At 55.6% G+C, this 12,944-nt stretch carries 12 protein-coding genes and 1 pseudogene; 5 read left to right on the forward strand and 8 right to left on the reverse strand.

The window, feature by feature from the left end:
• The first annotated feature begins 174 nt into the window (after positions 1-174).
• The 4 genes from IB222_RS01080 to IB222_RS01095 all read left to right on the forward strand — a co-directional run bounded on the left by IB222_RS01080 (position 175) and on the right by IB222_RS01095 (position 6,707).
• On the forward strand, positions 175-1,368 hold the full coding sequence (locus IB222_RS01080) for an NAD(P)/FAD-dependent oxidoreductase (RefSeq protein WP_008786394.1): 1,194 nt from the start codon (positions 175-177) through the stop codon (positions 1,366-1,368).
• A 403-nt stretch (positions 1,369-1,771) separates the two neighbouring features.
• Positions 1,772-2,839 (forward strand): HlyD family efflux transporter periplasmic adaptor subunit, encoded by a 1,068-nt coding sequence (locus IB222_RS01085; RefSeq protein WP_003827499.1) that lies wholly within the window; start codon positions 1,772-1,774, stop codon positions 2,837-2,839.
• A complete protein-coding gene (gene rbbA / locus IB222_RS01090; protein ID WP_149384394.1) occupies positions 2,836-5,583 on the forward strand; it encodes a ribosome-associated ATPase/putative transporter RbbA in 2,748 nt (915 codons plus the stop codon). The genes IB222_RS01085 and rbbA overlap by 4 nt, the downstream gene beginning before the upstream one ends.
• A complete protein-coding gene (locus IB222_RS01095) occupies positions 5,583-6,707 on the forward strand; it encodes an ABC transporter permease (protein WP_071687967.1) in 1,125 nt (374 codons plus the stop codon). Before rbbA ends, IB222_RS01095 begins: the two co-directional genes overlap by 1 nt.
• A 97-nt stretch (positions 6,708-6,804) precedes the next feature.
• Here the strand turns inward: IB222_RS01095 and nikR are convergent, their stop codons facing one another.
• From nikR to IB222_RS01110, 3 genes and pseudogenes are all read right to left on the reverse strand, one after another.
• Positions 6,805-7,206 carry a nickel-responsive transcriptional regulator NikR gene (gene nikR, locus IB222_RS01100; RefSeq protein WP_003827507.1) on the reverse strand — a complete coding sequence of 134 codons (402 nt, stop codon included), beginning with the start codon at positions 7,204-7,206 and terminating at the stop codon, positions 6,805-6,807.
• 14 nt (positions 7,207-7,220) lie between these two features.
• A pseudogene (nikE, locus tag IB222_RS01105) lies at positions 7,221-7,301 on the reverse strand (nickel import ATP-binding protein NikE); the annotation flags it as partial.
• Positions 7,298-8,158, reverse strand: a complete 861-nt coding sequence (locus IB222_RS01110) for a LysR family transcriptional regulator (RefSeq protein ID WP_003827509.1) — start codon at positions 8,156-8,158, stop codon at positions 7,298-7,300. The pseudogene nikE and the gene IB222_RS01110, both read right to left, overlap by 4 nt.
• A gap of 99 nt (positions 8,159-8,257) precedes the next feature.
• On the opposite strand from IB222_RS01110, the gene IB222_RS01115 reads away from it, so the two are divergent.
• Positions 8,258-8,764 carry a phenolic acid decarboxylase gene (locus IB222_RS01115; RefSeq protein ID WP_008786388.1) on the forward strand — a complete coding sequence of 169 codons (507 nt, stop codon included), beginning with the start codon at positions 8,258-8,260 and terminating at the stop codon, positions 8,762-8,764.
• On the opposite strand, the gene acpT is transcribed toward IB222_RS01115, so the two are convergent.
• Genes acpT through IB222_RS01140 form a run of 5 tightly spaced genes read right to left on the reverse strand, consistent with a single transcriptional unit; the run spans position 8,756 to position 12,944 of the window.
• Positions 8,756-9,346: a 4'-phosphopantetheinyl transferase AcpT gene (gene acpT / locus IB222_RS01120; protein WP_149384395.1), complete on the reverse strand. Its 591-nt coding sequence runs from the start codon at positions 9,344-9,346 to the stop codon at positions 8,756-8,758. The two genes, IB222_RS01115 and acpT, sit on opposite strands and share 9 nt — an antisense overlap.
• A gap of 1 nt (position 9,347) precedes the next feature.
• On the reverse strand, positions 9,348-10,577 hold the full coding sequence (locus tag IB222_RS01125) for a beta-ketoacyl-ACP synthase (RefSeq protein WP_003827516.1): 1,230 nt from the start codon (positions 10,575-10,577) through the stop codon (positions 9,348-9,350).
• On the reverse strand, positions 10,574-11,305 hold the full coding sequence (locus tag IB222_RS01130) for a 3-ketoacyl-ACP reductase FabG2 (protein ID WP_003827518.1): 732 nt from the start codon (positions 11,303-11,305) through the stop codon (positions 10,574-10,576). Before IB222_RS01130 ends, IB222_RS01125 begins: the two co-directional genes overlap by 4 nt.
• Complete coding sequence (locus IB222_RS01135; protein WP_003827520.1) at positions 11,302-11,778, reverse strand: 3-hydroxy-fatty acyl-ACP dehydratase; 477 nt, start codon at positions 11,776-11,778, stop codon at positions 11,302-11,304. The genes IB222_RS01130 and IB222_RS01135 overlap by 4 nt, the downstream gene beginning before the upstream one ends.
• On the reverse strand, positions 11,775-12,944 hold the full coding sequence (locus IB222_RS01140; protein WP_149280761.1) for a beta-ketoacyl-[acyl-carrier-protein] synthase family protein: 1,170 nt from the start codon (positions 12,942-12,944) through the stop codon (positions 11,775-11,777). Before IB222_RS01140 ends, IB222_RS01135 begins: the two co-directional genes overlap by 4 nt.

A 12,944-nucleotide genomic window follows, 5' to 3' on the forward strand; every position in this document is an offset into this window, starting at 1 on the left:
GGCGCGGGCAAAGTGAAATATAGAGTTTTTTTGATTTGTCTCCTGCTTTGTTTTACACCACTAAAGAATTATCCTATATATTTCAGTTAAATACCCTTTATCGGTAGTTTGGTGCTGGTGCGACCACTGAGGAATCTTTACAATTCACACCCGCTTTTTAGAGAGGATCGCAACGTGGAAAGGTTTGATACCGTTATTATAGGCGCTGGCGCAGCGGGTATGTTTTGTGCCGCGCAGGCAGGACAAGCAGGTAGTCGAGTACTGCTGATTGATAATGGTAAAAAGCCAGGGCGCAAGATTCTCATGTCTGGCGGGGGACGCTGCAACTTTACCAATCTTTATGTCGAACCGGCCGCCTATTTGAGCCAAAACCCCCATTTTTGCAAATCGGCACTTGCGCGTTACACGCAGTGGGATTTTATCGACCTGGTGGGCAAACACGGTATTGCCTGGCATGAAAAAACGCTGGGTCAGCTGTTCTGCGATGATTCCGCTCAGCAAATTGTCGATATGCTGGTAGACGAGTGTGAAAAAGGTAACGTAACTATGCGGTTACGGAGCGAAGTCCTGAGCGTGGTGCAGGATGATGAAGGTTTCACCCTCGAACTGAATGGCATGACGGTCGGCACGAAAAAACTGGTTATCGCTTCAGGTGGGCTTTCCATGCCGGGTCTGGGGGCAACGCCGTTTGGTTATAAAATTGCCGAACAGTTTGGTCTGAAGGTGTTGCCAACGCGCGCGGGACTGGTGCCCTTTACGTTGCATAAACCACTGCTGGAGCAGCTTCAGGTGCTCTCTGGCGTGTCGGTCTCCTCCGTTATCACCGCCGAAGACGGCACCGTATTTCGTGAAAATCTGCTCTTTACACACCGAGGACTTTCGGGCCCAGCTGTTTTGCAGATTTCCAGTTTTTGGCAGCCAGGCGAATTTGTCAGCATTAATTTGTTGCCGGATGTTGACCTTGCGAGCTTCCTCGACGAACAACGTAGCGCACATCCTAACCAGAGCTTAAAGAACACCTTAGCAATGCAGTTGCCAAAGCGTCTGGTGGAATGCTTGCAGCAGTTAGGGCAAATTCCTGACGTGTCTCTGAAGCAGCTTAACGTGCGCGATCAACAGACGCTGGTTGAAACGCTGACCGAGTGGCGGGTGCAGCCGAACGGTACGGAAGGGTATCGTACCGCTGAAGTCACGTTGGGTGGTGTCGATACTAACGAGCTGTCATCGCGCACGATGGAAGCCCGCAAAGTGCCAGGGCTCTACTTTATCGGCGAAGTGATGGACGTCACCGGCTGGTTGGGAGGCTATAACTTCCAGTGGGCGTGGTCGAGTGCCTGGGCATGCGCACAGGATTTGGTATCTGAATAAGCGAAGACGATACGTTGAGTGTGGACCCGCTGCGTTTTACATAAAGCTCACTTGTGAAATTTGCCCGGTAAATGGATTGCCGGGCACGATTTTTTTCCTGCAACATACCTGCTACAACCGAATAGACATATTGAATCCAGGTGTTAGTATTCAATAGACAGCAGTAATGAGTATGCGTGTTTCATTTCCGGCCAGGAACGCTGATGATGACAACATTACTACCCGATATCACAGCATTTTCATCATTCACTTCCTTCGCGGCGCAGGTTGCTTACATGCCTGTCTGCTCTCTGGCCATTGTTTCTCATTCCTTCTTATCCCGGATGGAATCTCCCGCTGAATAGCTGTTCAGTGGGCTTTGTGACACGCATCGTTTGATAACAGGGATTACGGCGGGTCGAATATGGATAAGTTTAAACGTCATATGATGTGGTGGGTGGCGGGCATCCTGGTCGTGGTGGCCGCGATAGCATGGTGGATGCTTCGTCCTGCGGGAATACCGGAGGGGTTTGCAGCCAGCAACGGCAGAATTGAAGCCACTGAAGTGGATATTGCCACCAAAATTGCCGGGCGAATTGACACGATCCTCGTGTCGGAAGGGCAGTTTGTTCGTCAGGGCGAAGTGCTGGCGAAAATGGATACCCGCGTGCTGCAGGAGCAGCGGCTGGAAGCGGTAGCCCAAATCAAAGAGGCCGAAAGTGCGGTGGCGGCGGCGCGGGCGCTGTTAGAGCAGCGGCAAAGTGAAATGCGCGCCGCGCAGTCGGTGGTAAAACAGCGTGAGGCGGAACTGCAGTCGGTCTCTAAACGCCACGTCCGCTCCCGTTCGCTATCTCAGCGTGGGGCTGTGTCTGAGCAACAGCTGGATGACGACAGGGCTGCGGCAGAAAGCGCACGCGCTGCACTGGAATCCGCAAAGGCGCAGGTCTCTGCGGCAAAAGCCGCCATTGAAGCCGCTCGTACCAGTATCATTCAGGCGCAAACCCGCGTAGAAGCCGCGCAGGCTACCGAACGTCGTATTGCGGCTGATATTGATGACAGCGAGTTGAAAGCCCCGCGCGATGGCCGCGTACAGTACCGCGTAGCTGAACCGGGCGAGGTGCTTTCCGCAGGCGGTCGCGTGCTGAATATGGTCGATCTCAGCGATGTCTACATGACGTTCTTCTTGCCAACCGAACAGGCTGGTTTACTGAAGATTGGCGGAGAAGCGCGGCTGGTGCTGGATGCTGCGCCGGATCTGCGTATTCCGGCGACCATCAGCTTTGTGGCTAGCGTCGCGCAGTTCACGCCGAAAACGGTCGAAACCAGCGATGAACGGCTGAAACTGATGTTTCGCGTCAAAGCGCGTATCCCGCCAGAGCTGTTGCAGCAGCATCTGGAGTACGTGAAAACCGGTCTGCCGGGCATGGCGTGGGTGCGTGTTGATGAAAGTCGCGCCTGGCCTGACGACCTGGTGGTGAGGTTGCCGCAATGACGCATCTGGCGCTGGTTCCCGTTCCTCCCGTGGCGCACCTTGACGGCGTGAGTCAGCATTACGGGAAAACGGTAGCGCTGAACAATATCACGCTGGATATCCCTGCCCGCTGTATGGTGGGGTTGATTGGCCCGGATGGCGTCGGAAAATCGAGCCTGCTGTCGCTCATCTCCGGCGCGCGGGTCATTGAACACGGCAACGTGATGGTGTTGGGTGGCGATATGCGCGACCCAAAACATCGCCGGGATGTCTGCCCGCGCATTGCCTGGATGCCGCAGGGGCTGGGGAAAAACCTGTATCACACGCTGTCGGTATATGAGAACGTCGATTTCTTTGCCCGCCTGTTTGGGCATGACAAAGCGGAGCGTGAGGCGCGGATTACCGAGCTGCTGAATAGCACCGGACTGGCACCGTTTCGCGACCGTCCTGCCGGGAAACTCTCGGGCGGGATGAAGCAAAAGCTGGGGCTGTGCTGCGCGTTAATCCACGACCCGGAACTGTTAATTCTCGATGAACCCACCACCGGGGTCGACCCGCTGTCCCGCGCCCAGTTCTGGGATCTGATTAACAGCATTCGCCAGCGGCAGACCAACATGAGCGTGCTGGTTGCGACCGCTTATATGGAAGAAGCCGAGCGCTTTGACTGGCTGGTGGCGATGAACGCCGGGGAGGTGTTAGCCACCGGGAGCGCGCAGCAGCTACGTGAGCAAACCAACAGCAACACGCTGGAGCAGGCGTTTATCGCGCTGTTACCTGAAGCCCAGCGGCAGGCGCATAAACCGGTAGTGATCCCGCCGTATCACGCTGAGCAGGAAGAGATTGCCATCGAGGCGAAAAACCTGACCATGCGCTTCGGTAAATTTGTGGCGGTGGACCACGTTAACTTCCGCATTCCGCGCGGGGAAATCTTCGGTTTTCTCGGCTCCAACGGCTGCGGTAAATCCACTACCATGAAAATGCTCACCGGGCTGCTGCCCGCAAGCGAAGGCGAGGCGTGGCTGTTTGGGCAAGCGGTTGACCCGAAAAATATCGATACCCGCCGCCGGGTAGGCTATATGTCGCAGGCATTTTCGCTCTACAGCGAGCTGACCGTCCGGCAAAACCTCGAATTACATGCGCGGTTGTTCCATATCCCCGAAGCAGAAATCCCTGGGCGGGTGCAGGAGATGAGCGAGCGCTTTTCACTGACCGATGTCGAAGATGCGTTGCCCGGTGCGCTGCCGTTGGGGATCCGTCAACGCCTGTCGCTGGCGGTGGCGGTGATCCATCGTCCGGAGATGCTCATTCTTGATGAACCGACCTCCGGGGTCGATCCGGTGGCGAGGGATATGTTCTGGCAACTGATGGTTGATCTATCGCGTCAGGACAAAGTGACCATTTTTATCTCCACCCACTTTATGAACGAAGCGGAGCGCTGCGACCGCATGTCGCTGATGCACGCCGGAAAAGTACTGGCCAGCGGCACGCCGCAGGAGCTGGTGAAACAGCGTGGAGCTGCCAGTCTGGAAGAGGCGTTTATCTCTTGGTTACAGGAAGCAGCAGGCCCTGCGCCGGAAGCGCAGTTAGCGCCAGCCAATGTCCCGACAGTGCATGAAAACAGTAAACCGCCGAGGCAAGGTTTTAGTCTGCGGCGCTTGTTCAGCTACAGCCGCCGCGAGGCGCTGGAGCTACGACGCGATCCGGTACGCTCCACGCTGGCGCTGATGGGCACGGTGATCCTGATGCTGATCATGGGCTACGGCATCAGCATGGATGTGGAGAACCTGCGTTTTTCGGTGCTCGATCGTGACCAGACTGTCAGTAGCCAGGCGTGGACGCTAAATCTGGCGGGATCGCGCTATTTTATCGAGCAACCGCCGCTCACCAGTTATGACGAGCTGGACAAACGGATGCGTTCGGGAGAAGTCGCGGTAGCAATTGAAATTCCGCCAAATTTTGGCCGCGACATCGCGCGTGGAACGCCGGTGAAGATCGGCGTCTGGGTCGATGGCGCAATGCCAAGCCGCGCTGAAACGGTCAGGGGTTACGTGCAGGCGATGCACCAGACCTGGCTGCAGGATGTGATGGCGCGTCAACCCAATGCCAGCGGGCAACACGGGCTGATGACCATTGAAACTCGCTATCGTTACAACCCGGATGTGAAGAGTCTGCCGGCGATTGTTCCGGCGGTGATCCCACTGCTGTTGATGATGATCCCTTCCATGCTCAGCGCCCTCAGCGTAGTGCGTGAGAAAGAGCTGGGGTCGATTATCAACCTGTACGTTACGCCCACGACCCGCAGCGAGTTTTTACTCGGCAAACAGTTGCCGTACATCGTGCTGGGCATGCTGAACTTCCTGCTGTTGTGCGCGCTGTCGGTGTTTGTGTTCGGCGTCCCGCATAAGGGGAGCTTTGTGACCCTGACGCTGGCCGCGCTGCTGTACGTCACCATTGCCACCGGGTTGGGGCTGTTTATCTCCACGTTTATGAAAAGCCAGATCGCGGCCATTTTTGGTACGGCGATTATTACGCTGATCCCGGCGACGCAGTTTTCCGGGATGATCGATCCGGTGGCTTCGCTGGAAGGGCCAGGACGGTGGATTGGTGAAATTTATCCGACCAGCCATTTTCTGACCATCGCGCGTGGAACGTTCTCTAAAGCGTTGGATCTGACCGATCTCTGGCCGCTGTTTATTCCGCTGGCGGTAGCCATTCCGGTGGTGATTGGTCTGAGCGTATTACTGCTGAAAAAACAGGAGGGGTGATGCGCCGATTACGCAATATTTATAACCTCGGCATCAAAGAGTTGCGCAGCCTGCTGGGTGACAAAGCGATGCTGACGCTGATCGTATTCGCCTTCACGGTTTCGGTTTATTCTTCCGCGACCGTCCTGCCGGGTTCGCTGCATCTGGCACCGATTGCTATTGCCGATATGGACCAGTCGCAGTTGTCGAATCGGATTGTGAATAGCTTTTATCGCCCGTGGTTTTTACCGCCGGAGATGATCACTGCCGATGAGATGGATGCCGGGCTGGACGCCGGGCGCTATACCTTCGCCGTAAACATTCCGCCTGACTTTCAGCGTGATGTGCTGGCCGGACGACAACCGGATATACAGGTTAACGTCGATGCCACGCGGATGAGCCAGGCGTTTACCGGCAACAGCTATATCCAGAATATCATCAGCGGCGAGGTGAACAGCTTTGTGGCGCGCTACCGCGATAACAATGAGCCGCCGGTGGCACTGGAAATGCGCATGCGCTTTAACCCTAATCTGGAACCCGCCCGTTTTGGCGCGGTGATGGCGATCATCAATAACATCACCATGCTGGCGATTGTGCTGACCGGTTCGGCGTTGATCCGCGAACGCGAGCACGGGACTATTGAGCATCTGCTGGTGATGCCGGTGACGCCGTTTGAGATTATGATGGCAAAAATCTGGTCGATGGGGCTGGTGGTGCTGGTGGTTTCCGGTCTGTCGCTGATGCTGATGGTGAAAGGCGTGCTCGGGGTGCCGATTGAAGGTTCAATTCCGTTGTTTATGCTGGGCGTGGCGCTGAGCCTGTTCGCCACCACCTCGATCGGCATTTTTATGGGCACGCTGGCGCGTTCCATGCCGCAGTTGGGACTGCTGATGATTCTGGTGCTGCTGCCGTTACAGATGCTCTCAGGTGGCTCCACACCGCGTGAAAGCATGCCGCAGGCGGTGCAGGACATTATGCTGACCATGCCAACGACCCATTTTGTCAGCCTCGCGCAGGCGATACTTTACCGTGGTGCCGGGTTTGGCATCGTCTGGCCACAGTTCCTGACGCTGCTGGCGATTGGCAGCGCGTTCTTCCTGATAGCACTACTGCGTTTCAGAAAGACGATTGGCACGATGGCGTAAACATTATTGCCGGGGGCGCTTCGCTTGCCCAGCCTACAGACGGTAACGGACGTAGGTCGGATAAAGCGCAGCCGCCATCCGGCAACGAAACAGGCAATTACTCTTCTTTCGGCAGGCACTGTAAATGGCCGTGGCGCACGCCGCGCTGGGAAATCACGTCATCGGCAAAATGCTGCACATCGCCCATGTCGCCTTTTAGCACGGCGATTTCCAGGCAGTCGTCATGGTTGATGTGCACGTGCAGCGTGGCGACCGATAAATCGTGATGGTGGTGTTGGGTAGAAACAATACGGCTGGCCAGATCACGCTTCTCATGCTCATAAACATACGAGAGCACCGCGAAGCCCTGAGTGCCGTGTTCAAGGGTAGTTTCCTGCGCCAGTGCGCCACGCAGAATATCGCGGATCGCTTCGGAACGGTTGTTGTAGCCACGGCGCTGACTCAGGCCGTCAAGCGTTTCCAGTAAATCGTCATCGAGGGTAATGGTGACTCGTTGCATCTGCAGTTAACCTTTCATGTGGCGCGTTGGCGCACAGGGAGTAAGGGGAATAGCGTATTTTGTAACACACGTCCGGCATCCGGGGAAAAGGTTAATGTTCTCGCAATAAACGCAGCAGAGTACTGACCTGTTCATCCAGCGGGGCAAGCGTATCTTTAACGATCAGATGCAAAGGCGTGGCGCGGCGAGCACCATGGCTTAACGGCAGTGGGCGTAAAAGCCCCTGATCAAGCTGCGTCTGAATACGTTCCTCAGGCAGCCAGCCGTAACCGACCTGATACATCACCGCATCAATCGCGGCATCAATGGTCGAGAAGGTCCAGGCATCACGAGCCGGTTGTTGTGGGTTATCGCGATCGGCAATGCGAATCAGCGGCCAGGCACGTAATGCGTCTTCATTCAGCGGCGCATCCAGCATGCAGAGTGGGTGATCGCGGTGGGCCACGGCCACGAAGTCAATATTCATCAGCCATTCGCCGCGTCCGGTGACATCCTGACGCCGGGTCAGGACCATTACGTCCGCATCGGCATGTGCTGCCAGTCGAGCATCACCATTCTCCAGGACTTCGGTCAGACGCACCTGCGTTTGCGGCCAGGCCTGCTGAAACTGTTTGAGAATGGCGAACAAGCGTTTGCGTGGGAAGATGCTATCTACCATCAAATCCAGCCGCGTTCGCGTACCGTTTTGTAACGTTGCGGCCCGGGTTTCCACCCATAAAAAGGCCTTCAGTAACGGTTTGACCTGATTGAGCAATAGCTCTCCGGCCGGGGTCAGGACAGCCCTGCGGCCTTCCGGGGTCAGCAGCGTTACGCCGAGCCGCTCCTGCAACAGTGCCAGATTGTAGCTCACCGAAGACTGGCTACGGTTGGTCTCTTCCGCCGCTTTAGCAAAGCTGCCCAGTTCCACCACTTTCTCCAATAGAGCCCACTGCTCGAGGGTTGTTTTGTGCATAACTCATCTAATAATTGAATGAATTTGATGCAAATATAGCGTTATTCATCCAATTTTTGAAGCGTTAAGATCCTCACATCAAGTAAGAGGAGAACGAATATGAGCGCGTTTGATAAACATGATTTGAGCGGATTTGTCGGCAAACATCTGGTCTATACCTACGATAATGGCTGGAATTACGAGATCTACGTGAAAAACGACACTACGCTGGATTACCGCATTCACAGCGGTATTGTGGGAAATCGTTGGGTGAAAGATCAGCGGGCCTATATTGTGCGGGTCGGGGAGAGCGTTTATAAAATTTCGTGGACCGAACCGACCGGGACCGACGTCAGCCTGATCGTAAACCTGGGTGACAAACTCTTTCACGGCACCATCTTTTTCCCTCGCTGGGTGATCAATAATCCGGAAAAAACGGTCTGCTTCCAGAATGACCATATTCCGCTGATGATGTCGTACCGCGATGCCGGCCCGGCGTATCCCACCGAGGTGATTGATGAGTTCGCGACCATCACTTTCGTACGTGACTGCGGCGCGAACAACGATGACGTTATTGCCTGTGCGGCGAGCGAGCTGCCGAAAAACTTCCCGGAAAATTTACGCTAAGGCTTCCAGGCGCTGCACGGCGTCTGCGGTTAGGGTAAACGGCGTGGGGGTGCACACCGCCAGGCTCAGGGTATCGAGCTGGCACTGGCTGACGGAGAGTGAGGAAGTTAGCGCGGTACTGTCGACGCTGAAGATTTGCCAGGCGCTACCGCCGCGCTGTTTCACGATAGCTTCTTTACGCGTCCAGATGCGCCAGAACGCCGCCAGCTGTTGCTCCGGGCGTTCGGCCTCGACTTCGGCATGTTCACCAAGACTGAATACCGTATTTGCCAGCGTTTGCCAGTTATCGCGCGGGCGCACGACTTCAATATCGCAGCCGACTTCCCCTTCGTCGCTGAGCAGCAGGGCGATATCATCACCGCTGTGGCTGAGATTGAACCACAGCGGCGTGTCAGCAGAAAAGGCCGGTTTTCCTTGCTCGCCATAGACGATGTCCGGTAATGGCGAAAGGGCATGGGAAAGCAGCACGCGACCTGCCAGCCAGCGCGCACGGCGAGCACCTTGCGGCGCTTGCTCACTCAGTGCGGCAGGCAGTGCGCCAGCGCTTAAAACAGAAACTTTCCCAAGAACGATCCGGTACATATCACGGCCAACGTTTAATGATGATAGAAGTATTTATGCCGCCAAACGCAAAGTTGTTGCTCTGCAAAAACTCGCAATCAATCTTGCGGGCTTCACCCATAATGTAATCCAGCGCGCCACAATTGGCATCTGGCTGACTCAAATTTAGCGTAGGCGCAAACCAGCCTTCACGCATCATTTGCAGACTCATCCAGGCCTCTAGTGCGCCACAAGCGCCAAGGGTATGTCCAAAATAGCTTTTAAGCGAGGATAGCGGAACATTATCACCATAAATTGCAGAGGTTGCCTGACTTTCTGCAACATCACCACGATCGGTTGCGGTTCCGTGCGCTGAAATATAGCCGATATCCCGGGCACTAATACCTGCCATATTCAGTGATTTTTCCATGCAAATCTGCATTGTTTCGCGCTGCGGCTGGGTGATATGGGCAGCATCGCAGTTAGTGGCAAAGCCAACGATTTCACCATAAATCGTTGCTCCGCGCGCTTTAGCGTGTTCCAGCTCTTCCAGCACTAGCGTACCTGCACCTTCTCCGATGACCAGACCATCGCGTTTTTCATCGAACGGGGATGGGGTGGTTTTCGGCTCGTCGTTGCGCTGGCTGGTTGCGAATAACGTATCAAACACGGCGGCTTCGGAAGGACACAGTTCTTCTGCGCCGCCGGCGACCATCACCGTTTGATAACCGTGTCGAATGGCTTCCCATGCATAACCAATTGCCTGGCTACCGGATGTGCAGGCGCTGGATGTCGGGATGACTCGCCCACGCAGACCGAAAAACAATCCGGTGTTAACGGCAGTGGTATGCGGCATCATTTGCACGTAGGTCGTGCCGGTGATGTTATTGGTGTGTTTCTCGGTCAGCATGGTCGCGAACTCGCTCACTGGACCGGTACTACCGGTTGATGAACCATAAGCGATCCCGGTTTCACCGTTAGTCAGTACCCGATCGCCAATCAGCCCGGCCTGCTCAAGCGCCAGCTCTGTTGCGCGGGTGGACATCAGCGATACACGCCCCATGGCGCGAATTCGCTTGCGGGTATAGTGTTCCGGCAGAGTGAAGTCGTCGATCGGCGCTCCCAGCAGTGTGTGCAGTCCGTCATAAACCTGCCACTCCGGCATTTTGCGTACCGCATTTTCATATGCCAATAACCTGGCGGAGACAGCCTGCCAGTTTTCCCCAAAGGCGGTGACGCCGCCCATGCCTGTAATCACGACACGACGTGTCATAACATCCCTCCATTGATGGAAATCACCTGGCGAGTTACATAGCCCGCCACATCCGACATTAAATAACTGGCAAGCCCGGCGACTTCTTCAGCCTGACCTATTCGTTTCATGGGAATCATCGACATCGCCTCTTTCAATGCGGCTTCTTCCATCTCGATCATCCCGGTATCAATGAGTCCCGGCGCAATGCAGTTTACGGTAATTTTGCGTTTTGCCAGTTCGATAGCCAGCGCTTTGGTGGCACCAATAATTCCGGCTTTTGCCGCACTGTAATTGACCTGACCGCGGTTGCCCATCACGCCCGAAACCGAAGACAGTGTGATGATACGGCCCCCCTGGCGTGCGCTGATCATCGGCATAATGCACGGATGAATGACGTTGTAAAAGCTGTCGAGGTTGGTATGGATTACCGAATCCCAGTCGTTATCACTGAGCGCAGGGAAAGCGGCATCCCGAGTGACTCCAGCGTTGCTGACAATGCCGTACCATGCGCCGTTTGCCTCAATATCTTGCGACAGTATTTCACGGCACTGCTCGCGATTGGCAACGTCAAATGTCAACAGGCGCCCTACGCCGCCAGCGGCGAGGATAGCATCCAGCGTTTCTTGTGCTCCTTGCACATCGCGATGATAGTGTACGCCGACCACAAAACCGTCCGCGGCCAGTTGTCTGGCGATGGCGCGACCGATACCTTTGCTGGCACCCGTAACTAAAACTGAACGGCTCATGTGGACGCTCCTTGTTGAAATAGCGTGTTAATTTCTTCTGATGTTGGCTGGAAGGTGTTGACTCGACCGGTTGCCAGCGTCTCGTTGTCTGCCTGGATGGCACATTCAAAGCTACCGAATCGTGCATCCTGCATCAGCAATTTGACATGGATGCTCAGCTTCTTCCCGGCAGGCAGAACACCTGTAGCACAGACTAACTCACGTGCGCCCAGTACCATGCCTAACGTAATACTCGCCTGACCTTGTTGCTGGCGGTGCCAGCCAGACCAGACGCCAATGGTCTGCGCCATCAGTTCTAGTGCGAACCAGCCAGGCAGATTGCCATCAGGGTCGAGAAAAGGGGCCAGTACGCTGTTTGCTGATACTGTCACGTGGCAGGTGGCGGTTTCGTCCGCCACACTGACGACCTCTTCAAGAAGCAGCATCGGCGCATCATGCGGTAAATAGTCACCCGGTGGTAAAAAGTGGCTCATGAGGTTCTCCCGAGCAGGATGCTGGCATTATTGCCACCGAAGGCAAACGAATTAGACAAGATAACCGGGCGAGTCAGCGACTGCGGCTGTTCAATGATGCCGCAGGCTGGCAATGTTTCATCGCGTGGCGATTGGCTAAAATCCTGCGGTGGCAGCGGCAGTTCGCGTTGCAGAATCAGCATACTGATCGCTGCTTCGGTGATCCCCGCAGCGCCCAGCGTGTGCCCGGTCAGATGTTTGGTTGAACTGCACGGGACCGTTTCGCCAAATAGCGCGCTCACGACGTTGGACTCAATCTGATCATTTAACGGTGTGGCGGTTCCGTGCAGATTGATATAGCCCACGTGTTCCGGCGTCATTCCTGCGTCGTTAAGCGCCTGGCCGATGGCGCGAATGGCACCTTCCCCCAGTGGATGGGGAGCCGAAATATGGTACGCGTCGCTGGATTCGCCGACGCCAAGGAGCGCGATAGGCTGTGGCTCGCGGGTTAATACCATCAATGCGGCGCCTTCGCCAATGGTGATCCCACAACGGTCGCGGCCAAACGGCTGACACAGCGTTGGGGAGAGTGATTCCAGACTGTGGAATCCGTTGATTGGCATTCGGCTTAGCGTATCCGCACCGCCGACAATGGCGATATCGACCAGACCTGATTCGATCAAACGACGTCCGCTCATGATAGCCCTTGCACTGGACGAGCAGGCGGTTGAGAGCGTAAAGGCCGGGCCATCCAGCGCCAGCCAGTGGCTAAGAAAACGCGACGGATCGCCCAGTTCCTGTTGCGGATAGCGCCAGTCAGTGCTCTCTTTGCCGTTGAGCATCAAATCTACGTGAACGTCACCCTCATCCAGACCGGAGGTGCTGGTGCCGAGAACAACAGCAATACGATCGCGACCAAATCTGGCGATAGCGTCGTCCACCTGTGGCTGGATTTGCATCAGTGCTGCCAGCAATAGCTGGTTGTTGCGCGAACGATGAGCGCTAAAGTGCTGAGGAATAGCGGGCAGCTCACCGTCAACGCCTGCTAACACTGCGGATGGGTGTCCTTGCAGCCAGCCCGTGCGCGGGCGCATTCCCGGCGCTACGCCACGAGTGAGGTTGGCTGCGATTTCATCAGTGTTATTGCCCAACGCATTAATCATGCCAACGGCAGAAATGTAGATCAT

It is taken from the genome of Citrobacter sp. C13, from assembly GCF_014596815.2.
Taxonomy (GTDB): Bacteria; Pseudomonadota; Gammaproteobacteria; order Enterobacterales; family Enterobacteriaceae; genus Citrobacter; species Citrobacter portucalensis.

What these genes read in the sequence shown, in the direction of transcription:
- IB222_RS01095 (WP_071687967.1), top strand. Translation starts at nt 5,583, where the DNA reads ATGCGCCGATTACGCAATATTTATAACCTCGGCATCAAAGAGTTGCGC.
- acpT (WP_149384395.1), bottom strand. Translation starts at nt 9,346, where the DNA reads ATGTACCGGATCGTTCTTGGGAAAGTTTCTGTTTTAAGCGCTGGCGCA.
- IB222_RS01125 (WP_003827516.1), bottom strand. Translation starts at nt 10,577, where the DNA reads ATGACACGTCGTGTCGTGATTACAGGCATGGGCGGCGTCACCGCCTTT.
- IB222_RS01115 (WP_008786388.1), top strand. Translation starts at nt 8,258, where the DNA reads ATGAGCGCGTTTGATAAACATGATTTGAGCGGATTTGTCGGCAAACAT.
- IB222_RS01135 (WP_003827520.1), bottom strand. Translation starts at nt 11,778, where the DNA reads ATGAGCCACTTTTTACCACCGGGTGACTATTTACCGCATGATGCGCCG.
- IB222_RS01110 (WP_003827509.1), bottom strand. Translation starts at nt 8,158, where the DNA reads ATGCACAAAACAACCCTCGAGCAGTGGGCTCTATTGGAGAAAGTGGTG.
- nikR (WP_003827507.1), bottom strand. Translation starts at nt 7,206, where the DNA reads ATGCAACGAGTCACCATTACCCTCGATGACGATTTACTGGAAACGCTT.
- IB222_RS01140 (WP_149280761.1), bottom strand. Translation starts at nt 12,944, where the DNA reads ATGATCTACATTTCTGCCGTTGGCATGATTAATGCGTTGGGCAATAAC.
- IB222_RS01130 (WP_003827518.1), bottom strand. Translation starts at nt 11,305, where the DNA reads ATGAGCCGTTCAGTTTTAGTTACGGGTGCCAGCAAAGGTATCGGTCGC.
- rbbA (WP_149384394.1), top strand. Translation starts at nt 2,836, where the DNA reads ATGACGCATCTGGCGCTGGTTCCCGTTCCTCCCGTGGCGCACCTTGAC.
- IB222_RS01085 (WP_003827499.1), top strand. Translation starts at nt 1,772, where the DNA reads ATGGATAAGTTTAAACGTCATATGATGTGGTGGGTGGCGGGCATCCTG.